The sequence below is a fragment of the Myxococcus sp. MISCRS1 genome, assembly GCF_026626605.1.
Classification (GTDB): Bacteria; Myxococcota; Myxococcia; order Myxococcales; family Myxococcaceae; genus Myxococcus; species Myxococcus fulvus.
Window position 1 is genome coordinate 6,248,088 of record NZ_JAPNKB010000001.1, and the last position, 23,315, is coordinate 6,271,402.

The following is a 23,315-nucleotide window of genomic DNA, read 5'->3' on the forward strand; positions in this document are numbered from 1 at the left end:
CAATGAAGCTCAGGACCTGGGGCGTGGGCGCGCTCGTTGCGGTGTCGGAGGAGAGAAGGCGCTGCGCATGAAGCGGGTGAGGGCATCCAGCATGCCGCGGTGGGCTGGGTCGTTCGGACGGGCACTGCCGCCCACGGCCGCGCCCTGCACGGCGTCCAGCGCCAGCTCCACCACCGCGTGGAACTCCGGAGAAGCGGACGCCACGTCGGGGAACAGCTCGCGCGCCACCCGGTGCATGTTCTCGCGGTGGGGACCGTCCACGGCGGCGAGCGCCACGCGCAGCTCCGCGTCCGTGCGCGCCGCCACGTACAGCTCGATGGCCGCCTGCAGCTCCGGCCGCTGGTACGCCGCCCACAACATGTCCACCGCCGAGGCGATGCGGTCCTTGCCCGAGGGCCGCGCGCCCACGCCGGCCAGATAGTCCTGGATGAGTCGGGGGAAGAGGTGCTCCACCGCCGCGGCGAGCAGCTCCTCCTTCGTGTCGAAGTGCGTGAAGAGGGCGCCCTGGGAGACGCCCGCTCGCTTCGCCACCTCCACCGTCGTCAGCCGGGCGTGACCCAGCTCCACCAACGTCTCGATGGTCGCGTCCAGCAGCTTGCGCCGCGTCGTCTCGCGCCGCTCCTGCTGCGTGCGCCGCACGGGGCGCGCAGCCTTGCGATCCGGGGTGGGGGTCTTGGGGGCCATCGTCACGCCAAGCATAACGCCGGACTTAATGAGTGACCAGTCACTAAGTTCGTGAGCCCTGGGCGGGCGCGTGCGAGAGGGTGATCCACGCGGCCACTCCCGCCGAGACGGTGAGACATGCGCCGACCTTCGTCGCAAGCGTGCCCTGCTCGGGGCTTTTCGCGGCGGGACCTCGGGCGGGCGAGCAGACAGGTGCACGTCCGCCATGGCGCGATTCGTCCTCGTAGGAAGTGGGTCATGGCCCAGCGGCCGGGCAGGCGAGCCCGAGAGGCCCTGGTGATAGTCCTCGCGGGTTCGAGATAATTCGTCTGGGAAATACCCCAGGCACTTGTCTCCGTTGTCCGCCGGCCCGATATGAACCTTTCCTCCGCTCTCCTTGTCGGCTCCCTCCTGGCGTCCGCGCCAGCGGCTTCCAACTCGATGGCCTCTCCGGCGGCAGACCTGCCGGAAGTGGGCGTCCCGTTTGCCTGTGGCCGCATCCACACGGTGAGCCAGGGACACGACACGGGCAGTCACCAGCACAACGACACGTTCGCCTGGGACTTCCGCATGCCGGACGGCACGCCCATCGTCGCGGCGCGTGACGGTGTGGTGCGTCTCGCGCGCGGTGACAGCACGAAGGGTGGCTGCGACGAGAAGTTCGCGCCCTACGCCAACTACGTCGTCATCTCGCACGGTGACGGGCTGGAGACGCAGTACCTCCACTTCAGCGCCGTGGTGGTGAAGCCCGGCGAGAGCGTGAAGGAGGGGCAGCTCATCGGCTTCTCCGGCTCCACCGGCTGGGCGTGCGGCGCGCACCTGCACTTCAAGGTGGCGCGCGAGGTGGGCAAGGGTTGGAACAACCCGTCCGTGCCCGCGCGCATCGCTGGCTACGGGGACCCGGTGCGCGACACGCGCGTGGCCGCGCCCATCTGCCGCGAGTCCGGCCGCGACACGCTCATGGCCACGACGGACGGCACGCACACGCCGGGCCAGCCCGTGGTGTCCATGTCACCGGAGCGCGAGGATTCGCCGCGCGGCCTCCCGCCCGGGGCGAAGGCCATCATCGACGGCCTCTCCCAGCCGCCGGCCCAGGGTGGCCAGGGTCTCGACGAAGCGCGCGCGCCCGCCCGAGCCCGCACGGCGAGCGGCCCCAGCGAGACTCGCTGAGGCCAGCAGCGCGCCCGCTCCGGCGAGCAGCGCGAAGAGGGCTCCCGCGTTGACGAAGTAGTCCAACGGCAACAGGGGGCCCTCCACGTAGGCCCGCACCACGCGGTAGCCCACGTGTCCGAGCAGCACCAGCAAGGGCAGGTTGATGAGTGGCAGCACCAGCCACCGCGCGGTGCGCCACCATCCCGCCACCGCCTCCCCCACGCCCGTGGTGACGGTGTAGCGCCACGCGGACGCCCGCGCCGCGCGCACCTCGTCGAGCAGCACGTCCAGCTCCGGTACGCCGAGCACCGAGGGCTCCAGGCCTCCGGCCCGCGCGATGCTGCGCGCTTCCGCCAGCGCGGTGCGCGCCGCGGACTCCACGCCGAAGTCGTCCTCGAAGGGCTCCACCACGGTGCTCTCCGCGGCGCGTGCGCGCGTGTGGCCTCGCACCGCGTCCACCACGGTGGAGGCCGCCGCCACCGCGAGCCCCGCGGGCAGGCTCGCGCGTCCCACCAGCGCCGCCGCGCCCAGTCCGCTCGCGCCCCACAGGGACAGTCGGAGGCCCCACGCCGCGGGCCCCCAGAAGCGTCCACCGGCCTGTCGTCGCACCTCCGCGGCCAGGTGGCCATGCGCGAGCTTGAGGCGTGAGTCGAAGTCCTCGCGCAGGCCCTCGGAGGCCTTCTCCATCCCGGAGCCCAGGGCCGTGCGCGTGCGTCCGAGCAGGGTTTCCGTCTCCTCGAGCGCGGCCTTCACGCGCGAGGACACCTCCTCCAGCGCGCCCATCGCGTTGCCGCGTCGCACGCGCGCGGCGATGGCCTGGGTGGCGAGGCCCCGGAGGTGGAAGAGGAGCGGGCCGAACTCGCCGGACACGTCGCGGCCGTCCTTCGCCGCCTGCGCGCTGATGGCGAACACGGGGACGTCCTGGGGCGAAAGGCCGTACTGCTCCGAGGCGACGCGGCGCACCTGGGCCTTGAGCGTCTCGCGCGACTCGGCGGACAGCTCGTCGGCGAAGTTGAGGATGAACACGAGCGCGCGGCGGCGGGCGAACTCGGTGAGGAACTGGACCTGGGTGGCCTCCGCCACGCTGCCCCGGTGCATCACCACCAGCGCCACGTCCGCGCGCTCCAGCGCCGCGCGCGCGACGTCGCGATGCGTGGTGGCCACGCTGTTGAGGTCGGGTGTGTCGATGAACACCTGTCCGCCCCAGAGCGCCTGGGGGCCGGGCAGGTAGCGGGTGACGCGGGCGCCGGACTGAGCCAGCGAGTCGGCCGCGGCGCCTTCGGGGGCGAACACGGTGGCGACGGTGCTGGTGGGGCGGTCCACGCCCTCGCGCGAGAGGGGCTGGCCCGCGAGCGCGTTGAGGAGGGTGGACTTGCCGGCGCCGGTAGCGCCCACGAGCGCCACGGCGAGCGGCGCGTCCCGGTTCGCCACGCCGCGCGCGTAGTCGTCCACGAGTCGCTCCAAGCGCGCCGCATGCGGCTGGAGGGCTGGCAGTTCCAGGGCGGTCCGCAAGAGGGACCGGAGGGCTTCGGGCTCGGGCAGGCTCGTCTCGTCCACGGGGAGGGACAGCCTGTCCTGCCCGTGTCCCGGGGGCCAGCGCGAATGTCGTCGGACGTGCGCCAGCGTTCAGTGCGCGCCGGTGGACTCGTGCACGGCGGTGCCGGAGCGGGTTGCTCTCTCGGAGGGAGGGTCCGCCCTGGCCGGTTCCCGAGACCAGCACGAATGTCGCCGGGCCTGCGCCTGCGTTCGGTGTGCGCCAGTGGCCTTGTGCGTGGCGGTGCAGGAGCCGGGCGCTCTCGGGTAGAACCAGGAGGCATGGAACTCTTCCTCATGTCGCCGCCGGGACGTGGCTGGGCACTGCGAGGACGCAACAACTTCCGCAGTCGGGAGGCGCCGCAGGTGGATGCGCGCAAGGCCCGGCGCGAGTGGCTGGTCCTGGCGCGAGCCATCGAGGCGCGCGGCGGCACGGTGGTGGCGCTGACCTCGCCGTCGGAGCTGCTCACGGGCATGCCCTACGCGGCGGAGTGTGGACAGGTGGTGGCGCGCGAGGGACGTGCACCCTGGTTCGTGTTGCCCCGGATGATGAGCGAGCACCGGCGCGCGGAGCGTGAGCACTGGGCCTTGCTGGCCGGGCGCATGGGCTTCGAGGTGGTGGACCCGGGCGTGGGCATCTGGGAGGCGCACGGAGATGTGGCGCACTTCGACGGTGTCACGCTCCTGTTCTGGGGCGGACGCACGACGCTCGAAGGGCTGGAGGCCGCGGCGCGCTGGTTCCCAGGGGAGGTGGTGCGCGTGCAGGTCCGCGAGCCCGCGTTCCACGGCAACATGGCGCTGCTCCCACTGCCCGCGGTTGACCGGATGCTGGTGTGCCCGGAGGTCATCGCGCCTGAGTCCTTCGTCCGATTGCGTGAGCGCTTCGGTGACGCGCGGCTGCTCGTGGTGACGGAGGACGAGATTCGTCGCTACGCCACGAATGGACTGCCGCTGGGGCGGGAGCTGCTCGCGCCCTCGGTGGTGCCCGGGTCGGTGCGTGCCCGACTGGAGGCGCTGGGGATGCGGGTGGTGTCGCTCGACATGGGGGAACTCTGCGAGAAGGGCGGTGGCTCCTCGCGCTGTCTCGTGTCGCGAGCGGTGGTGGAGGATGGGGCGGTGAGCATTCCGGACGAGGCCCGCCTGGCGGCCGTGGCGAGGGACATCGAAGCCGATGCGTGACACCGAGGCCTTGACGCGACAGGCGGAGGCCTTCTTCTCCGCGCACCCGGGCGTATCGCTCCTGGCGCTGGGCGCGGGTGAGCACGCCGAGTCGATGGACCTGTCTCCGTTGGGATTGCCGGCGACGTACCTGCCAGCGGAGCGCAACCTGTCGCTGGCGGCGCAGTACCTCGCGCTGAATCAGTTCGCGTTTGGGGGCATCGGCGTGCCGCGCTGGGTGCTGTCGGACCTGTACCTGATGCCGGGAGCGATTGGACTGCTGCGCTGTCCGGCGAGGATGCTGAAGCCGGAGGCGCGCGCGCATCTGGGGCTGGAGGACGAGGACCCGGCCATCGGCGCGGCGTACTACGCGGCGCCCTCGGTGACGCCGGGGCTGTTCATCGGCGTGTCGCTGTTGAGCTTCCTGCCGGGGACGGGCGCGGGCGCGTGGGTGAAGACGCTGACGTTGAGCATGTTGCGCGCGAAGCGGCTGCGCGGCGTGGCCCAGTGGGACAACCCGAGCGTCCGCGTCCACTCACGACTGGGGCCGTTGCGGCTGGTGGGCCGGGTCCCCGGAGGACACGAGTACGGGGAGCGGACGTTCGTCTACGAAACGGACCTGTCCGACGGCGCGCGCGTGGCGGAGGCGATGGCGCGTCGGCTGTCGCTGCCGCACTCGCGTCGAATCGCCGTCACGGACCTGGCGGAGCTGAGTGAGCTGCTCGACCGCGCCGAGGCGGGCGAGCAGCTCTACCTGGTGCCTCCGGGGGTTCAAGACGGCCATGTCCTGGTGAGCGAGGACGTGACCTGAGTGACTCCGCCGTGCTCACGGTGAGGGCGCGGCGGGGGCGTCCATGTCCTCCTGGAGTGCTCGACGTAGCGCGCTCGCGCCGTCCTTCAGGATGGGCTCGCCGTGCGCGAAGCAGAGGACGTCCACGGTGAGGTGGTCGAGGATGCGCTGGACGCTCTGCCGTGTGCGCAGGGGTTCATCCTGGTACTCGCTGGGGACGAACTCGGGCGTGCCCTGGCTGTCGTGGGTCAGCAAATCCGAGATGAAGGCGACACCGCGAGGATGCTTCTGCATCCACAGCGTGAACATGGCCACGGCGGGTCCAGGCGTGTGGAAGGGGAGCAGTCCGCCCGGCAGCGTGTCTCCGGCCACGTAGATGAAGTCGGGCTTGTCCTCCAGCCCGTACGCGTTCTCCGGGGCCCACACCGGCGCGCCGAACGCCTTCCGGAAGCGCCACGCGGAGCGCTGATGGTTCCCCGCCGTCAGGATGATGGCGGTGACATCGCCGAGCTCGCGCAGCTTCGCCTCGTCGATGGGCAGCGGGTCGATGAGGATGACGGAGCCATCCACGTCCACCACGGCGTAGGCATCGCTGCGCGTGCCGCCGATGCGGTTGTCGGTCACGGTCCAGTGGTGGATGCCCGGCACCAGCTCGACCAGTCGCTTCGCCTTCCCCTTCGGCTCACTCATTCGGTGAAGCTAGGCACCCCCCGGCGATGTCCAGGGGGCACCAGGTCTTCCCGCTCGCCCGCCCGCCACCCCGGCCCTGGAGCGACCACCGTCGGAACCCGGGTGACGGGCCTCACTCCCTGGCCGCGCCCATGCTTCGTTCATGGTGGGTTCACACACGCTCGAGCAGGGTCCCTCGCTGCTCCTGTACGACGCGGACTGTGGCTTCTGCCGCCGTTGGGTGGCGCGGTGGAAGCAGCGCAGCGACGGGGGCGTCCGTTTCCTGCCGGGGCGGAGCTGGCTGCTCCTGCTGCTCGGCATTCCCCGGCGGAACATGCGCCGCGCCACCCAACTGGTGGAGCCCTCGGGACGGGTGACGCAGGGTGCGGAGGCGGTCTTCCGCGCGCTCGCCCGCTCGCCGCGCTGGCTGACACGCGGCATGGCGAAGCTGGGGTTGCTGCCCGGCGTGCTGGGCGTGTCCCAGGTCGTGTACGGCGTCATCGCGCGCAATCGCCGCGCGGCCTCGCGGGTGGACCGCTGGCTCTTCGGGCGCACGGTGGTTCCCCGGGACGGACGCCAGGTGCACTGGCTCTTCCTGCGACTGACGGGAGGCGTGTTCCTCATCGCGTTCACCTCGCTGCGGCCGCAGGTGCTGGGGCTGTTCGGCGCGCGCGGCATCCGTCCCGTGAAGGACCTCGTCGAGTCGGACCTGCGCGAGCAACCGGCGCTCGAGCGCTGGAGACGGCTTCCCACCGTGTTCTGGTTCGACGCCTCCGACGCCGCGTTGCTGCGAGGCTGCCGGGTGGGGCAGCTGCTCTCGCTGGCCGTCATCTTCAATGTCGCGCCTCGGAGCGCGCTCGCGCTGCTGTGGGGCCTGTATCTCTCGTACGCGGCGGTGGGGCGTGAGTTCCTCTCGTTCCAGTGGGATGTCCTGCTGCTGGAGATGGGCCTGCTGTCCGCGCTCACCGCGCCCTCGGGGTTGAGGCCGGGGCTGGGGCGCGCCTCGCCCACGTCGCTGGAGGTGTTCCTCTTCCGGCTGCTCGTGTTCCGGCTCTACTTCGGCTCGGGGCTGAGCAAGTGGCAGTCCGGGGACAGGACCTAGCGTGAGCTGACGGCGTGTCGGCACTACTACGAGACCGCGCCCCTGCCCACGCGGGGTGGATGGTCCGCGCATCATCTGCCCGTGAGCCTGCAGCGTGCGTCGACGGGGGCGGTGCTCGCGCTGGAGGTGGCGCTGCCGCCGCTCGTGTTCGCGCCGCGTCGGCCGAGGCAGCTCGCGTTCGGCGCGTTCTCCGCGCTCCAGCTCGCCATCATGGCCACGGGCAACTACGGCTTCTTCAACGTGCAATCGCTGGTGCTCGGCCTGTGGCTCCTGGACGACGTGAGCCTGAGGCGGATGCTCCCCTTCCTGCGCGAGCCTCCGCCCCCGTCGAGGCGCGGCGCGGGCTGGGGCAAGGTCCTGAGCGCGGGGCTCTTCGGTCCGTTGCTGGTGCTCGGCGCGGCGGACATCCTCCTGCGGTTCGAGCGGAGCGCGCGTCTGCCAGAGCGGGTCCAGCGTTCGCTGTCGTGGCTGCACGGGTGCGCGCGTCCGCTGCGCTCGGTGAATCGCTATGGGCTCTTCAGCGTGATGACGGTGGAGCGGCCTGAAATCATCGTCGAGGGCTCTCGCGACGGCGAGCACTGGGAGCCTTATGGCTTCCGCTACAAAGTGGACGACGTCACCCGGCCGCCCGTGCAGGTGGCGCCGCATCAACCCCGGCTCGACTGGCAGATGTGGTTCGCCGCGCTGAGCGCGCCGCCCAGTTGGTTCATCATGTTCCTGGCGCGACTGCTGGAGGGCTCGCCCGAGGTGTTGTCCCTGCTCGCGCGCAACCCCTTCCCGGACGCGCCGCCCCGCCAGGTGCGCGCGGTGCTGTACGACTACCGCATGACGGACGTGGAGGAGCGTCAGCGCACGGGTGCGTGGTGGACGCGTGAGCGGCGGGGGCTGTACCTCCAACCGCTGGCCCTCGCGCCAGGAGGTCCCTCGCTGGGGGGTGTCCCTCGCCTGCGCTGGTTGGCGCCGGGCGAGTGAACGCCACTGGGTAACAGATGCCCCAGCGGCCGAGGATAGGAACTGGCGGGCTTCCGCGCGGGGTGGCTAGCGTGTCCTGGCGATGTCCACCTCGAGAAGCCCTGTCCCTCTCGTCTTCGGCCGGTACGCGGTGCTCAACCGGCTCGCGGTGGGCGGCATGGGCGAAATCTTCTTGGCGCGACAGGTGGGCGTCAGCGGCTTCGAGCGCCCCGTCATCTTGAAGAGCCTGCTGCCGGACCTGCTGGAGCAGGAGGGCTCGCTGGAGATGTTCCTCGACGAGGCGCGGGTGGCCGGGCGCCTCAACCATCCCAACGTCGTCCACGTGTTCGAGGTCGGCGAGTGGGAGGGCACCTTCTACATCGCCATGGAGTACATCGAGGGCGAGAACCTCGGACGGCTGGCCCGCGCGGCCTCGCGCTCCGGGGCGGCGCTGAGCCCGGGCGTCTGTGCGCGCATCATCCGCGACGCCGCGCTCGGGTTGGACCATGCGCACCAGGCCGTGGATGCCCAGGGCGTGTCACTGGACCTGGTCCACCGTGACATCAGTCCGCAGAACATCATGGTGCGACTGGACGGCGTGACGAAGGTGGTGGACTTCGGCGTGGCCAAGGCGAGCAATCGCTCCACGCGCACGCGCACCGGCATCCTCAAGGGCAAGCTGCGGTACATGTCACCCGAGCAGGTGCGCAACCATCCGCTCGACGGGCGCAGCGACCAGTACGCGCTGGGCGTCGTGCTGTGGGAGCTGGTGACGCACCGTCCGCTGGTGGAGACGGACAACGCTCCCGAGGCGATGCGGCGCATCGCGCTGACGCCCGCGCTCAAGCCGTCGATGCTCGTCGACGGTGTCTCCCCGCTGCTCGACAGCATCATCCTGCGCATGCTGGCCAAGCCGCGTGAGCAGCGCTTCGAGCGCTGCGGCGACGTGGCCCGGGCGCTCCAGCAGTACCTGGATGAGACGCCGCGCGGACCCGAGGACGACGTCGCCCAGACGGCCGAGCGGCTGGTGGGCGAGATGGTCCGCGCGCGGATGCGCGAGTCCAGCGTGGGCCTGGGCAGCCTGCTGCCGCGCGTCTCCGAGTCCAGCGTGACGTGCCCTCGATGTGGACAGTCCACGCGGGGCAGCAGTCGCTTCTGTCCGCACTGTGGCAGCGCCATGGCGGCCATCTCCGGGGGCGTGTCCGGCTCACCGGAGGCGAAGGCACCGCTCGCCACGGCCGAGCCGCCCGCTCCCGGGGGAGATGCCGCGTGCGCGACGCGGACGAGAAGCCTTCGTCCCGAAGGCGCGCGCTCGCAGGACGTCTCGGTGGTCTCCGACGGACAGCTCATCGACCTGGAGGCGCCGCCGACGGAGCTTCACGGCCCTGCCACGGTGACGACGGCCGCGTCCGTGCCGCTGGCGGAGGACGGCCCCGCGGCGACGGTGAGGATGCGGGGGCGCGAGGCCGGCTCCCTCAAGCGCAAGCTGGTCATCGTCACGGTGGCGCTGGAGGGCGCCGAGGCGCTGCGCAAGGCGCTGGGGCCCGAGGAGGGGATGGAGGCCGTGGGCCAGCTGATGGACCTGGCCGCGGCCATCGCCGAGCGACACGAGGCGGAGGTGGTGCAGCTCACCGAGTCGCGCTGGAGCCTGGCGTTCGGCCTGCCCGTGTCGCGTCGGGATGACCCGGCGCGCGCGGTCCGCTGCGTGCTGGAGCTGCTGCGCGCGGTGGAGGCCTCGGGCGTGTCTCCCGCGCCGACGCTGCGCGCGGGCCTGGAGTTCGACGCCGTGCTGGTGAGCGGAGGCGGTGGCCGCGCGCCGTGGCGCGTGACGGGCGTGGGACTGGAGCACTCCGCCGCGCTCGCGCAGGCGGCCGCCCCGGGAGAGGTGCTGGTGGGCTCCGCCGCGAAGGGCTTGCTGGAGGAGGGCGTCCGCTTCGGACCGGAGCGGAGCCTGGCCTCGGGGAGCGCCTGGCGCGTGGAGGGCCTGGGCGGCGTGATGCGTGGCACGCCCTTCGTGGGCCGTGAGGACGCGCTGGTCGCCGCGCGACGGGTGGTGGACGCGCTGAAGGCGGGGCAGGGGAGCGCCCGGCTCTTCTCGGGGGCGGCGGGCATGGGCAAGAGCCGGCTGCTCGAGGCCGTGGCGGAGCAGGCCGCACGCGAGCCGGGGCCGCGGGTGGTGAGGACCAGCGCGGAGGACCTGCGCGGCGCGGGGGCGATGGGGTTGATGCGCTCGGTGCTCACCAGCCTCGCGCGCATGCTGGGCCCCGTGCCCGAGGGGGCGCCGCTCCAGCCGCTCGCCCTGTTGGGCCTGTCCTCGCAGGAGGTCGCCGCGCTCTGGCGACGGTTGTCCCAGGGCGGACCCTCGGGCCAGCTCCAGGCCGCCGACGCCGCGCTGACGGAGACGCTGCTGCGCGCGGCACGCGTCGGCGGGCTGTTGCTGCTCGTGGATGACGTGCACCACGCGGACGTGGCCTCGCTGGAGCTGTTGGTGGCGCTGGTGAGCGCGCCCGGCTCCCGCGTCGCCTTGATGGCCACGACGGCGCCGGAGGCGTTGCCCGTCGCCATCACGTCGCTTCCCCTCTCGGTGCTGGGAGGCATGCCCAGGCCGGAGCTGCGGACCCTGCTCGCCTCGGCCTTCGGCGCGCCCCCGAGCGCCGAGGTGGAGTCGCTCGTCTTCGAGCGTTCGAGTGGCAACCCCTCCTTCGCGCTGGAGCTGATGCGGGCCCTCGTCGAGCGCGGCGCCGTGCAGCGGCTGGGCGGCGCCCTGCAGGCCACCCAGCCGCTGGGCGAGGCGGTGTTGCCCGACAGCCTCGGCCTCGCGCTGGGCGCGCGTCTGGACCTGCTGCCGCCGCCGCTGCAACGCTTCCTGTCCCGCGCGGCCGTCGAGGGGGCCGTCTTCTCCGCCGCGCTCGTGCGCGCCTCGCTGTCGGACGAAGTCGTGGAAGCGGACGTGCCCGAGCTGCTGGTGGTGGATGGGTGGCTCACGGAGGTGAAGGAGCGTCCCGGCTGTCTGCGCTTCACGCAGGAGCTGGCCCGCCAGGCCTTGCTGGAGCGGCTGCCCGTGAGCGCGCTGCGCCGCGCGCACCAGGCGCTGGCGGAGGCGCTGGGCAAGGACGCCTTCGCCGCCGAGCCCGCGCGCGAGGTCCGCGTGGCCGACCACCTGCTCGCCGCGGGCGCACCCGGAGCCTCCGCGGCCTGTGAGCGCGCGGGGGAGCGGCTCTCCGCGCGAGGGGAGTGGCGGGCGGCCTTCGACTACTTCCGACGCGCCATGGGCGACTCCCCTGGCGCCACGCCCGCGGCGCGGCTCTGGCAGTGGGGCATGCTGACGCGCGCGTGCACCTGTCTGACGCAGGTGGACCCCGCCTCCGTGGCGTCCATCGCGGAGCCGTGGCTGGGGAGGCTGCCCGACACCGAGGCGCCCGCCGCCCGCGCGGAGCTGGTGCGCCGCATCGCCGCCGCGGAGCTGAAGCTGGGGCAGGTGGCCGCCGCGGAGGCCCGACTGCTGGCGATTCGCGAGGCCGCCGCCACCGAGCCGGAGGTGGAGGCGTGGGTCCTGGGCGAGCACTCCCGGGCCCGCGAGGCGCGGGGGGACATCACGGGCGCGGTGGAGCTCGTCACCCGGGCCTTCCTGCGGATGGGCGGCAAGCCCGCCCGGGCGCCGGACTTCTACTGGGAGCACCTCAACCTGCTGGGTCGCCTGCAGCTGCGCCTCCAGCAGGCGGAGAAGGCCCGTGTCAGCTTCACCCACGCCGCCGAGCAGGCGCGCGCCACGGGCAGCCTCGTGGGTCAGGCGCGTGCGCTCTCCAACCTCGCGGGTCTGCGGGTCCTCGCCGGAGAACACGCGGCGGCCCTCACGGAATTGGAGCGTGCCCTTTCCCTCGCGGAGCAGGCGGGGGATTCACAGGAGGCGGCCCGAATCCACTACAACGCGGGCCGGTTGCTGGGCGCGGGCGGCCAGCTCGCCGAGGCGCGCGTGCGATTGGAGCGCGCCCGGGAGCGCTCCCGAATCGCGGGCTGGCGCGAGGGGGAGGCCCTGGCCACGCAGGCCCTGGGTGCCCTCGCTCCCCGGCCCTGAACGGTCCATCCCACAATCCCTGGCAGGTTTCTGGCTTTGGTGCGGTTCATTGAATTCAATGAATTGCTAGACCATGCCCACGCCCGCCTCTCGAAGTCCGATGGCCGTCCCGACGCCCGGTGGCGCGCCCGTGCTCACCGCGGAGGAAGCCGCGACGGAGGTGGGGCACGCGCTGAACAAGGTGCTGGGCGCGTACCGCTTCTATGCGGAGGGCCACGCCGCGCTGGCGGAGGTCCAGCAGCGGCTGGTCGAGTGTGTGAGCCGCTACCACGCGGTGACGGGGGAGGCGGTGGTGCTGCACATCCGCTCCTCGGCGTTGCTGTTGGGGGACGTGGTGCTGGTGGAGTCGGCGTCGGCGAAGGACTCCGTGACGCGGCCGCTCTTCCTGGAGGGCGTGCAGGAGGTGTTGTGGCAGCCGGGTGTGGAGGCGGAGGAACTGGGGGCGTTCCTGGCCATGTGGCACCGCGCGCTGCAGCGCACGCTGCCGCCGGAGTACGACTTCTACACGTGGTTCTGGGAGCGGGGGTTCGAGGACATCGAGCTCGTCGTCGCGGAGGTGCCCGCCTCGGCCGAGACGGGCGAGTCGGCGCAGACGGAGGCGCAGCTCGCCGAGCGTGAGGAGCAGCTGTTCGCGGACCTCACGCGGCGCCAGTCCTCGGGCTCGGGCCGGCGTCGTCCGGTGGGGCACGACGAGTGGCTCGCGCGCCTGGAGGCGGAGGTGCTGGCCCCCGTCAGCGCGCAGGACCTGGTGCGCTCGGGGGCGCCGGCGTTCGAGGGCGCCAGCGACGCGGAGGTGGCGGAGCTGCGCGCCCTGCTGGAGCGCGAGCGCGGCGGCGTGGGCGTGCATGAGCGGAGCGTGTGGATGGTGTGGGGCCTGCTCGCGGTGTGCCGCGAGGAGGAGCGCGCGGCGCTGCTGGGCTGGATGGAGGAGCTCCTGTCGGGGTTCGTCTCCCATGGCCGGTGGGCGGAGCTGTCGCAGGTGGTGCAGGGCATGACACGGGATGCGCGCGCATCCGGGGCCCGCGCGCCGGACCTGTACGCCGTCACGCGGCTGTTCTTCCTGGAGGCGCCTCGCTTCGCGCTCGCCCAGGCCACGGCCCAGCCAGGGGTGCTGCTGCGCGTGCTGGAGCTGTTGAGCGCGCTGCCTCGCGACGCGCTCCAGGGCGCCACGGACCTCTTGTTCGAGCTGCCGTCTCCGGAGGCGCGCGGCGCGCTGGCGAAGCTGCTCGTGCGCCGGGGTGTGTCGCTGGGCGTGCTGGTGACGCGCGCCGCGTCGCTGGGGGAGCGGGACCTGGACTGGCTGCAGTTCCTGCGCGAGGCGGGCCCCGAGGCCCAGCCGCTGACGGCGGCCTTGCTCTCGCACCCCAGGCCCCGGGTGCGCGCGGCGCTGCTGTCGCGGCTCAATCCCCGGGATATCGAGCCGCAGCGCTCGGCGCTCCTGCGGCTGCTGGCGGACCCGGAGGCGGAGGTTCGCGGCGCGGCGCTCGTGTTGCTGGTGCGGCACGGGGTGGAGGCGGCGGTGGGGCCGCTGGTGTCGCGCCTGGAGGTGAAGCTGGAGGCGCGTGAGCGGATGGCGGTGCTGCGCGCGCTCGCGGACCTGGGCGGGCCCCTGGCGGGCGCGGCGCTGCGCACGGCCTTCGAGCGGGAGCAGGACGTGGAGCTCAAGGCCCACTGCGCGCGGTGCATCGGCGTGCTCGGAGACCCCAGGGCCCGGCCGCTCCTGGAGGCCGTGGCGAGCAAGCTCTTCGCGCCGCGCGTCCTCAAGCAGGCCTGTCGTGAGGCGCTGGCGCAGCTGGCTCCGGTGGGCTGAGGCGCCTGGGGCGCCAGGTGGGGGAACCATGGAGACGGAGTCGAATCGGGACGACGCGGCGCGGGTGGGCCCCAGGTTGATGGGGTTGGTGGTGCGCTGCCTGAACACGGTGTCCCTGCACGACGTGGACAACGCGGGCGTGAAGGAGGGGCTCGAGGAGCTGGGCGCGCTGCTGGACGCGGAGCTGCGAGGGCAGAAGTCGGTGGAGCTGCAGTGCGTGGGCGGCATCCCCTTCCTCAACGGCGCGCGGATGAAGCTGGGCGAGGAGCACCTCGAGATGGCCGTCTCGCTGCGGCGCTACCTGGAGCACCTTCAAGTCCAGGAGATCTCCTTCGGCGCGGGGCTGCGCCGTGAGCACCTGCGCGCCTTCCTGCTCGCGTTCCAGAAGCACCGGCGCGCCCAGAAGCCCCAGGCCATCCTCAACGAGAAGCTGGGCCCCATCCGCCTGCGCGAGGTGCTGTCCTCCCACAACGTGCTCACGCCGCGTGAGGTGATGCTGCGCTACTACGCGCGGCTGGTCGTCCTCCTCAAGCACGTCATCACCAGCCAGTCGCCGGTGCGCGTGGAGCGCTTCCGGCGCGTGCTGTTGCGGCTGGCCGAGGCCTCGGTGGGTCACGAGGCGCTCCTGGTGGGCCTGACGCGCTTCCGGCGCACGGACGTGGACGGCGGTCAGCACGGCGCGGCGGTGGCGGTGCTCTCGCTGTTGATGGCGCGGCGGATGGGGATGTCGCGCGCGCAGCAGCTCGACCTGGCCCTGAGCGGCCTGTTCCATGACCTGGGGCGGGGCGCGTCGACGCTGCCTCCCGAGCAGGAGTTCGACCGGGCCTCGCACGAGCTGCTGGCGCGGCGCGGGCCGCTGAAGACGGCGCTGCGGTTGTTGCAGCGCCCGCTGGACGCGGGCCGGCTGGAGCGCGTGGTGGCCGCGCACGACTGCCTCCAGCCGGCGTGGAGCGGCCCGGTGCAGCGCCCGGTGGGACTGGCGGGGCGGCTGTTGGCGGTGCCGTGTGCCTTCGACCTGCTGACCTTCCCGGCGCCTCCGCATCCAGGGCTGGCGCCGGACACCGCCCTGCGGCTCATCACCCACCGGGCCGGGACGCGGTTCGATGCGCGCGTGGTGCGCCTGTTCACCTCGGTGGCGGGCTTCTATCCGGTGGGGACGCTGGTGCGCCTCTCGGGCGGGCAGCTCGGCGTGGTGATGGATGTCCCCTCGGACGCGGCCCAGGCGGCCAGGCCCCGCGTGCGGGTCATCCAGGGCGCGGGCCGCACGAAGGCGGACTACGTGGTCGACCTCGCGGAGCCAGGCCAGCGGCTGGACATCGTCGCGTCCCTGGACTCCACCGAGAGTGACTTCAACGTCCCGCACTTCCTCTTCGCCTGAGGGCCTCGGAGCCGCTGGGGGCGGGAGGATACCGCCTGTCTGGACGGGTGCTCCGGCGCGACGGGGGCGGAAGCTGTTCGTGGGTATCACCGGGGCCGGCGAGCGTGGTTAAGATGGGCGCTGCCCCCGCCCTCGCTACCGTTGTCGACGCCGCCGTGAAGACGCCACGCATTCCTTTTCGTTCCGTCCTCCTCGTTGTGCTCCTCGGGCTCCTGAGTGCTTGCGGTCCGACGCCCGGGTCCCTGACCTTCCAGCCGCTGGAGTCCCAGTTCCTGCGCACGCCCGGGCAGAGCGTGAAGCTGGACTACGTCGTCCTCGACACGGAGGGCGAACGCATGCGCGAGCCGAAGCTGCGCTGGACCAGCTCCGCGACGGACGTGGCCCTGGTCCAGGACGGCGTGATGACGGTGCGCAAGTCCGGCAAGACGGTCATCGGCGTGACGGGCGGCAAGGTGCGCGAGGCCCTCAACCTGGACCTGGTCATCCTCAACTCGCTCGACGTGCGCGCCCCGGGCGCGGACTTCCTGGAGGTGGGGCGCACCATCAAGCTGCGCGTGGTGGCTCGCAACGAGCAGGGCGCGTCGCTCCAGAACGTCACGCCGGAGTTCCGCTCGTCCGACGAGTCGGTGGCGAGGGTGGAGGACGGGCAGGTCGTCGCGGTGAAGCCCGGCTCGGCCACGGTGAGCGCGAGCCTGGGACATCTGGCGCGGCACATCGCGGTGCAGGTGGTGCCGGCGGACTTCGCGAGGCTCGGGCTGAACCTGACGCATCACCAGTTCCAGCGGCGCGGGCAGTCGGTGTTGCTGCTCGCGCGGGCCTTCAACCGCAACGGCGTGGTGCTCGACAGCGTGCCGCTGGAGTGGTTCACCTCGGATGCGTCCGTGGTGTCGGTGTCCAAGGATGGCCGCGTGACGGCCGTGGGCCCTGGGCGCGCCGTCGTCTCGGTGGTCGCCGGTCGTCGCCGCTCCGCCGCGGAGTTCGTCGTCCCCTGAGTCTGTCGCGGGCGGGCACGGGGAGCGGACTCCCACGTGCCCGCGAGCGGCGACGGCTCGGGCCTACCGCTTCGGCGCGGGAGGCTTGGGGCCCGGCTGCTTCTGCCGGGGGCGCTTGCCCTTCTTGTCCAGGTCATCCGGGCAGGGCGGACGGGGGCCGTCGCTCGGCGGCTGGATGGTGAACTCGACGCGGCGGTTGAGCGCCATGCCCTCCTCGGTCGCGTTGTCAGACAGCGGGCGGCTGCGCCCGAAGCCCTGCGAGCACACGCGCTCGGCCGCCACGCCCGTCTCCACGAGGAAGCGCATCACGCTGGCCGCGCGACGACGTGACAGGTCCAGATTGTACGCGTCGCTCGCGCGAGCATCCGTGTGGCCTTCCACCAGCACTCGGTCCATCTCCGGGTTCTCGTTCATCACCCGGGCGACCTCCTCGAGGATGGGGAACGACTCCGAGAGGATGACGTCCTGGTCCGTGGCGAAGTTCACCTGCTCCAGGATGACGATCTTGTTCTTCTCCCGGCGGGCCAGGGGGCACCCGTGGCGGCCGCGGCCACCCGCGGGCTCGTCCGGGCACCGGTCGAGTCGGTCCACCACGCCGTCGCTGTCGCGGTCCGTGTCCGGGCAGCCGGCGTTCTCCACCGGGCCGGGCACGTCCGGGCACTTGTCTCCCGCCCCAATCACGGAGTCCCCATCCGGGTCGACCGGGGGCGGGGGCGGGGGCGGCGGCTCGGGCGGCTCCTTGAAGCGCTCCAGCGCCTCCCACTCGCGCGTCTTCGCCGGAATCCAGATGATGGACGTGAAGAAGCTCAGCGTGGGCGAGGCCAGCGAGCACCCGCAGCCCGCGCCACCGCCGAAGGTGAACGTCACGCCGGTGGAGCTGTACCAGCGCAGGCCGATGAGCAGCTCCGCGGGAATCTGCCGCTCCGCGCCGGGGGCCTTCTTCAGGGCCACCGCGCCGTTCACCGCACCGAGCGCGGTGATGCCGCTGCCGCGCAGGATGGGGACCTCGGCGCCCAGGCCGAAGGGCGCCATGTCCCCGAGCGCCACGCCGTCGAAGACGCGGTCCGGCCGCTTCCAGAAGCCGCCGTTGAGCGCCAGGAGGATGCCGTTGCCGAAGCGGTAGTCGAGCACGAGGCCCGGTGCCCACGTCAGCTCGCCATCCCCCGCGAACGCGTCCTGCGCGCCCGTGGGGAAGCTCACGTTGAGCGTCATCGCGGCGCCCCAGCCCTTGCCCTCGGCGGGGCGGCGCATGCCGGGGATGGCCACCTTGCCGGTGAGGCGCAGGTCGCCGAGCACGAAGCTCTCCACGCTGCCCTCGGTGCCGATGACCTCCAGGTTCTGTCCGCCCTGCGCGAGGATGAGCGGCAGGTCCACGCCGAACTCGCCCCAGTCGAACAGGCCCACCATGGCCATGACGTCCAGTTGGAGGCGGTTGCCGACGAGGCTGATCTTCTCGAGGTCTCCGCCCTCGGGGACGAGGGTGAGGGGGTTGAGCGAGTAGCTGAAGTAGGGCCCCGCGGCCACGGACAGGTGCGACAGCGGACGGGACTGGGTGACGACGACCAGGTCCTGGGGCGCGGCCGACGGGCGGAACAGTTGGACGTCGAAGCGGGCGTCCGGTTGGGCGGAGGCGATGCTGGCCCCTCCCAGCGCCAGGAGGAGGAGGGGCAGATGGAAGGGTTTCATCGGACGCGGCGGTGGGAGCGCAGGAGCAGCAGGCCCGCGGCGAGCAGGAAGAGGATGGTGGCGCTGCCGGCCGGGGTGGCGTCCTCGGTGGTGCCGCAGCAGAAGGCGCCGCCCTGAGGGTCGGTGCCGGGCTTGCGACGGCCGCGCTCGCACTGCTGGGTCTTCGCGGAGCAGTGCTGGACGCCGAGGCAGTCGTTGCTGTCTTCGCAGGACTCGGAGCAGGTCTTGTTCGCGGTGTCGCACGTCCCGCCGCAGGGGCAGTGGGCGTCGGCGAAGCACTCCACGCAGGCGGCGCCGTCGCAGACGAGGCCCGCGTCGCACGTCACCGCGCAGGCGCCGGCGTTCTCGCAGGTGCGGGTGGTGGGGTTGCACTGGCCGCTGCCGCAGTCGTCATTGTTGCGGCAGCCCACGCAGGCGCTGTTCTGGACCGAGCCGTCGGAGAGACAGAAGGGCGCGTCCACGTCGCAGGCCTCGCAGCGCGAGCCGCAGTGTCGGTCGGTCGTGCAGGAGCTGCATTCACCGCTGAGGCAGAACAGGCCGTCGCCGCACTCGAGGTCGGTGCGGCACTGGACGCAGACCTGGCCGTCGAGACAGAAGGGGCGCTCGCCGGGGCACTTGGCGCAGGCGGGGCCGCAGGCCTCGGCGGTGTTGCACTCGGGGATGGCGGCGACGCAGGTGCCGTTGAGCGGGTCGCACTTCTGGCCCTCGGCGCACTGGTCGTCGGTGGTGCACTCCACGCAGGAGGGCGAGGCGCCGGGCGTCAGGGCCGCGCACTGGGTGCCGTTGGGGCAGCAGTTGCAGGAGTTGCCGGCGCAGGCGTCGTTGGTGGCGCAGGGGCCGCACTGGTGATTGCTGCAGACCTCTCCGCGAGGGCACTGCGAGTCATTGTTGCACTCGCGGCACTCGTGGATGTCGGTCGCGCAGACCTGACCGTTGGGGCAGTGGGCGTCCTCGGTGCAGGGCACGCAGGTGGCGGTGGGCTCGTCGCAGACGGTGCTCCCCGGGCAGTCGCTGTCATCGTTGCAGCCGGAGCACTGGTTGGTCGCGAGGTCACAGCGGCCGGTGTTCGGGCAGTCCTCGTCGCCGTTGCATCCGCGGCACGTGTTGTCGGTCAGGTCACAGCGGCCGTTCGGGCACTGTGAGTCCTCCGTGCAAGCCACACACTGGGTGACGCCGTTGAGGTTGGCGCAGTAGGGGGAGGAGGGGCCACAGCGGGTGCAGGACGCGCCGCAGAAGAGGGCGGAGTCGCAGGGTGCGCAGAGCGCAGCGCTGTTGCAGTAGTAGGAGGTGCCGCAGGTGCTGTTGCCCTGGGAGTTCACATCCGCGCGGTTGCATTGTTCGCAGCGATTGGGCGAACCGGCGTAGGAAGGAAGGCCGTTCTCCGTCTGGAAGAACTGCGCGGGCTGGAGCAACTGGAAGCCCGAGTTGTAGAGATTGATGATGGGCGCTTGATTCGCGGCACGCTCGAAGTCAGTGAACGCTCCCGTACGCATGGACAGCTCAAGCGCAGCGTGCTCGCTGACCTGGGCGTAGATGATCTCCACGGCGTAGAGCCCCGGCACGGTGAAGGTGACCGAGTTCGTGGTTCGCCATGTCGGGAGACCAAGCTGCGGGGGGCGATTGATGACCGTATAGGATTGCGTTCGGTCGTAGATGACGAGACTGATGGCATCGTCAGCGTAGAAGCCGAAATGCAGTACCTGGCCAGCGAGGCTTGAAGGGATATTCAGGTACCCGCGAAACCGCGAGACGAAGGGCGTGGTGTCATCTTCATCGTTGATGACGTTGAAGCTGCATCCGCCAACCGAGCATCCCGGTAATGTGGCTTGCCCCTCGAAATCGCCGTAGCTCAGCGTTCGGCCGTCGTTGAGGTTGTTGGATAGATCGAACGGCGTACGGAGTACGGTGGTGACTCGACTCTGCCTGCTCGCCGGCTCCTCGAAGAACCCGTTGATGACGTCGATGTATGTGCCCCGACTCTGGGGGAACTCATTGACGGCCCTCGTCCACACATTGGACGCGACACACAGGCCCTGTCCGTTCTCGTTCAGTGCGGGGACGATGGGCGGCCCGGAGACGACGACGTCAGGTAGCTTCTGGCCCCAGGCAGGGAAAGCCAGGAGGCACACCGATAGGACGGCGAGCGCGAGCCGCTCGATACTGAACAAGGGGGATTTCAAGGCGGGGGCCAGCATGCTGGAACCCTCTGACAAACTCAAATCCCCGGACACACGGGCCATCAAGCGAAGATGTGACGTGGCAGGTCAGGTGTTCCCAAGATGACCTGAGCCTCAACTCCGGCGCGGATGTGTCAGATAACCGGAAGAGTTGGAAAGTCCCGCCTCCTCGCGTGTGCGCACGAATCCTACGCGGCGCGGACCTCCCCGTTCCGTGCCGGAGACGTCACGCCCGACGGCAGGCCACATCCCCATCCTGCGAGCGGATGAACGCGGCGGTCAGCTCGGTGCCCACGGCCGCGCCCAGGACCTCATAGGTGCGTCGCCGCGCGCCCCCCACCACGGAGGGCTCATGTGCGAGCGACTCCGGGTGTCGCACGAAGATGTTGTACCCCACGATGCAACCATCGGCGCGCAGCACCGTGATTCCATCCGTGGCCATCATCCCGCGCAGCAACTGCCCCGTGGCACGCACCGCCGTCGCCGCCGAGAACGTGGCGTCCACGTGGTAGCGGTCCAGCAACGCCACCACGTCCAGCGGCCGAGGCAGGATGATGCCATCCACGAACAGCGTGGAGCCCGCGCGCTCGCGAGGCAGCACCGCCACCAGCGTCCCATGGGACGTCTGCATCACCTCGAACAACACCCGTCGGAAGAACCCCCGCGCTCGCTCGCGACTGGCGCTCGCCACGCCCTGGGTGATGGCGTCCGCCAGCTCGTCGAGAATCACCGGCGGCGACGCCGACTCCACACGCGCTCCGGACAGGTACACGTGCCGGCACAGCCCACCGCCGGCGCGCAGCTCCAGCATGTTGTCCGCCAGCTGGAGCACGCCGACGACCCCCGCCTGCGCCTCTTCGACGCGGCGCAGCCGCTCCAGCGGTGACTCCGCGAGCGGGAACGGGTCCGTGCGGAACACGCCGTACGCGAACCCCTCCGGCACCCGCAGCAGGTACAGCGCCCACCACCGTCCCTGTCCCAGCTGCGCGCACTGCTTCAGCGCCCGCTGGATGGTGGCGCGCGTGCGCGGCCCGATGCCGATGGCGAGGGGGTCATGCCCGCCCAGGAGCGTGAGCATCCGCGCCAGGTCATCCCCCACGAAGGCCATGGGGAACAGCGGGGCGCCCTCCTCGCGGTAGCGCGAGAGCGTGACGATGAGCTCGCCGATGGAGTCCGCCGTCTGCGCGCACGTCATCCCGGCTTCGTCCAGGAACGTGCCGACGGCGTCGGTCAGCAGGTGGCGGAAGGAGAGGACCGGAGGTGGGGAGCCCGGTGCGTCGGGGTCCGAGCCATTCATGACGCGCGCAGCATGACGCATTGTCGCCGCACACGCACGGGCGGAATATCGCCCGTCCTGTCCGTCCGTCCCGCCCCTTCCTCAGCGTCTCGGTTTCTCCCAGACGAAGAGGACGACGGCTCGGTCTCACGCCAGCTCGGCCCGGGTCGCCTCCAGGCGCGTCGCGGTGTGGTGCCACGCCTCCGCCAGCCCGTCGAGGTGCCCGAGCACGCCCGAGAAGAACCGCGCCTCCAGCGCCCGAGCCAGCGTGGCGCCGTGCGCGTCCGCCCACTTGCGGGTGACGCGGGCACGCACCTGCGCGCCCAGGAGGTCCACGAAGCGCTCCATCAGCGGCGTGGACAGGAGCGTCCCCGCCCACACCACCGCGTCATGCCCGAAGCCCCCGGTGGCCACCGTCACCACCGCTGCCGCGCCCGACGGCACCGAGTACACCAGCGTCGTCATCGCCTGGAGCAGCTCCTCGCGCATGCCTCCCTGCAGCTCGGCCGCCACCAGGTCGCGGCAGTACGCATACAGCGTGGCGCGGTCCGCCGCGTGGGCATGCAAGGCCTCGAAGCCCAGCGGCTCCTCCAGCTTCGCCAGCGTCACCGGCCCGAAGGCCTCCGCCAGCAGCGCTCGCGTCGCCGGGTCCCCGCGCCACGCGGCGACCTCCGGCGCGAAGGCATCCACCAGCCGCCGCACTCCATCCGTCAACGTCGCGTCCACCGTGCGCGTCGGCGTCTCGGCCCCCTCGGGCTCCGGCCCCGTGAAGGACTGCCGCACCTTGCGGCTCACGTACGTCAGCGCCGTGGCCAGCCCCCGGAACGGCAGCCGCACCCACTTGTGGAACTGACTGCGCGCATCCAGCTCGTCGCGGAACGCATCGATGAGCACGTCCGCGGGCACTGCCTTCAGGGCCGCCGCGGCGCCCACGCCCTCGAGCTCGTGACGCAGCCGTTGCCGCAGCCGCTCCGGCTCGCTCGCCGCGCGCCCCGCCGCGAGCGCCACCGCCCCCATCTCCGCGCGCGCATCGGCGAGCGAGGCCTCCAGCGCCCGGGCCTTCAGCTCGCGCGCGTGCTCGGCCTCTCCCAGCAGGGAGCCCAGCGCGGGCTTCCCATCCAGCGGCACCGTCGCCAGGGGCCGCAGGCCCGCCTCCACCTCCGGCTGGTGCGGCGCCAGGTAGCGCGCGAGCGGCGGATGGCCGACATCCGAGGCCAGCTTGTCCAGGTGCCCGCGCGCCACCTCCTCGCGAGAGGCCTCGTTGTAGACGAGCAGGTATGGCCGCCCATGGCCGACCGCGGCGCGCAGGAAGTCCACCAGCGCGGCGTTCTGGTACGTCTGCCGGCTCACCACGAACACGAGCACGTCCACCGTGACGAGCAGCGCCTCGGCGCGCTCGCGGTTCTCCCGGTACACGCTGTCGAAGTCCGGCGTGTCCATGACGAGCAGCCCGCGCGGCACATCCTCGGCCAGCACCAGGTACAGCCGCCCGGAGGGCCCCGGCTGGTCCACCGGCGCCGACTCGCCCGACGCGACCGGCACCGTGTCGTAGCGGCGGGTGAGGAAGTCCTTCAGCGCGCCCGTCCAGGTCTCCGGGTGGGCCGCCGCCAGACACTGCTTCGTCAGGCCTCCCTCGGGCCTCGCGGGCGACAGCGACGCGCCCACCAGCGCGTTGAACAGCGTGGACTTGCCGACATTGTTGGGGCCGGCGATGGCCACCAGCAGCAGGGGCGCGTCCGCCGAGCCGAGGCGGGGCAGCAAATCCCGCCGCAGCCGCTCCGCCAGCCGGCGGGCCAGGTCCGCGTCGGAGGGGTCCGGGAACCGCTCGGCGGCAGGGAGGGCGTCCAGGGCGGACGCGAGCGCGTCACGCAGGGTGTAGGGGTCTCGCGTCATCGGAGGTCCG

General features: G+C 72.0%; 13 protein-coding genes and 2 pseudogenes. 8 read left to right on the forward strand and 7 right to left on the reverse strand.

Annotated features, from left to right (window positions below; all coding sequences use genetic code 11):
* Positions 1-9: 9 nt before the first annotated feature.
* Complete coding sequence (locus OWM54_RS24855; protein ID WP_267699102.1) at positions 10-684, reverse strand: TetR/AcrR family transcriptional regulator; 675 nt, start codon at positions 682-684, stop codon at positions 10-12.
* 549 nt (positions 685-1,233) lie between these two features.
* Between OWM54_RS24855 and OWM54_RS24860 the strand changes: the two are divergent.
* A pseudogene (locus OWM54_RS24860) lies at positions 1,234-1,491 on the forward strand (M23 family metallopeptidase); the annotation flags it as partial.
* Positions 1,492-1,674: 183 nt separating this feature from the next.
* Here the strand turns inward: OWM54_RS24860 and OWM54_RS24865 are convergent.
* Positions 1,675-3,372 carry a GTPase gene (locus OWM54_RS24865; protein ID WP_267699103.1) on the reverse strand — a complete coding sequence of 566 codons (1,698 nt, stop codon included), beginning with the start codon at positions 3,370-3,372 and terminating at the stop codon, positions 1,675-1,677.
* Positions 3,373-3,630: 258 nt separating this feature from the next.
* Between OWM54_RS24865 and OWM54_RS24870 the strand changes: the two genes are divergently transcribed.
* Both OWM54_RS24870 and OWM54_RS24875 read left to right on the forward strand, forming a co-directional pair.
* Positions 3,631-4,527 (forward strand): dimethylarginine dimethylaminohydrolase family protein, encoded by an 897-nt coding sequence (locus OWM54_RS24870; protein ID WP_267699104.1) that lies wholly within the window; start codon positions 3,631-3,633, stop codon positions 4,525-4,527.
* A complete protein-coding gene (locus tag OWM54_RS24875) occupies positions 4,520-5,317 on the forward strand; it encodes a hypothetical protein (RefSeq protein ID WP_267699105.1) in 798 nt (265 codons plus the stop codon). The genes OWM54_RS24870 and OWM54_RS24875 overlap by 8 nt, the downstream gene beginning before the upstream one ends.
* A 15-nt stretch (positions 5,318-5,332) precedes the next feature.
* Here OWM54_RS24875 and OWM54_RS24880 read toward each other — a convergent pair whose 3' ends face one another.
* Positions 5,333-5,986, reverse strand: a complete 654-nt coding sequence (locus OWM54_RS24880; RefSeq protein ID WP_141325702.1) for an MBL fold metallo-hydrolase — start codon at positions 5,984-5,986, stop codon at positions 5,333-5,335.
* Between the two features lie 142 nt (positions 5,987-6,128).
* Between OWM54_RS24880 and OWM54_RS43425 the strand changes: the two are divergent.
* From OWM54_RS43425 to OWM54_RS24905, 5 genes and pseudogenes are all read left to right on the forward strand, one after another.
* A pseudogene (locus tag OWM54_RS43425) lies at positions 6,129-8,039 on the forward strand (lipase maturation factor family protein).
* A gap of 82 nt (positions 8,040-8,121) precedes the next feature.
* Positions 8,122-12,093, forward strand: a complete 3,972-nt coding sequence (locus tag OWM54_RS24890) for a protein kinase domain-containing protein (protein WP_267699106.1) — start codon at positions 8,122-8,124, stop codon at positions 12,091-12,093.
* A 100-nt stretch (positions 12,094-12,193) separates the two neighbouring features.
* On the forward strand, positions 12,194-13,903 hold the full coding sequence (locus OWM54_RS24895; RefSeq protein WP_223782865.1) for a HEAT repeat domain-containing protein: 1,710 nt from the start codon (positions 12,194-12,196) through the stop codon (positions 13,901-13,903).
* A 28-nt stretch (positions 13,904-13,931) separates the two neighbouring features.
* A complete protein-coding gene (locus OWM54_RS24900) occupies positions 13,932-15,281 on the forward strand; it encodes an HD-GYP domain-containing protein (RefSeq protein ID WP_267699107.1) in 1,350 nt (449 codons plus the stop codon).
* 155 nt (positions 15,282-15,436) lie between these two features.
* Complete coding sequence (locus OWM54_RS24905) at positions 15,437-16,273, forward strand: Ig-like domain-containing protein (RefSeq protein WP_141325697.1); 837 nt, start codon at positions 15,437-15,439, stop codon at positions 16,271-16,273.
* Between the two features lie 63 nt (positions 16,274-16,336).
* Here the strand turns inward: OWM54_RS24905 and traB are convergent, their stop codons facing one another.
* From traB to OWM54_RS24925, 4 genes are all read right to left on the reverse strand, one after another.
* The gene (traB, locus tag OWM54_RS24910; RefSeq protein ID WP_223749582.1) at positions 16,337-17,959 is read right to left on the reverse strand and encodes an outer membrane exchange protein TraB; all 1,623 of its coding nucleotides are present in this window, start codon (positions 17,957-17,959) and stop codon (positions 16,337-16,339) included.
* Entirely contained in the window at positions 17,956-20,199 is a 2,244-nt protein-coding gene (gene traA / locus OWM54_RS24915) for an outer membrane exchange protein TraA family protein (RefSeq protein WP_324289144.1), read from the reverse strand. The genes traB and traA overlap by 4 nt, the downstream gene beginning before the upstream one ends.
* Before the next feature lie 163 nt (positions 20,200-20,362).
* The gene (locus tag OWM54_RS24920) at positions 20,363-21,433 is read right to left on the reverse strand and encodes a hypothetical protein (RefSeq protein WP_223749584.1); all 1,071 of its coding nucleotides are present in this window, start codon (positions 21,431-21,433) and stop codon (positions 20,363-20,365) included.
* A gap of 126 nt (positions 21,434-21,559) precedes the next feature.
* On the reverse strand, positions 21,560-23,305 hold the full coding sequence (locus OWM54_RS24925) for a GTPase (RefSeq protein WP_223749585.1): 1,746 nt from the start codon (positions 23,303-23,305) through the stop codon (positions 21,560-21,562).
* Positions 23,306-23,315: the final 10 nt, after the last annotated feature.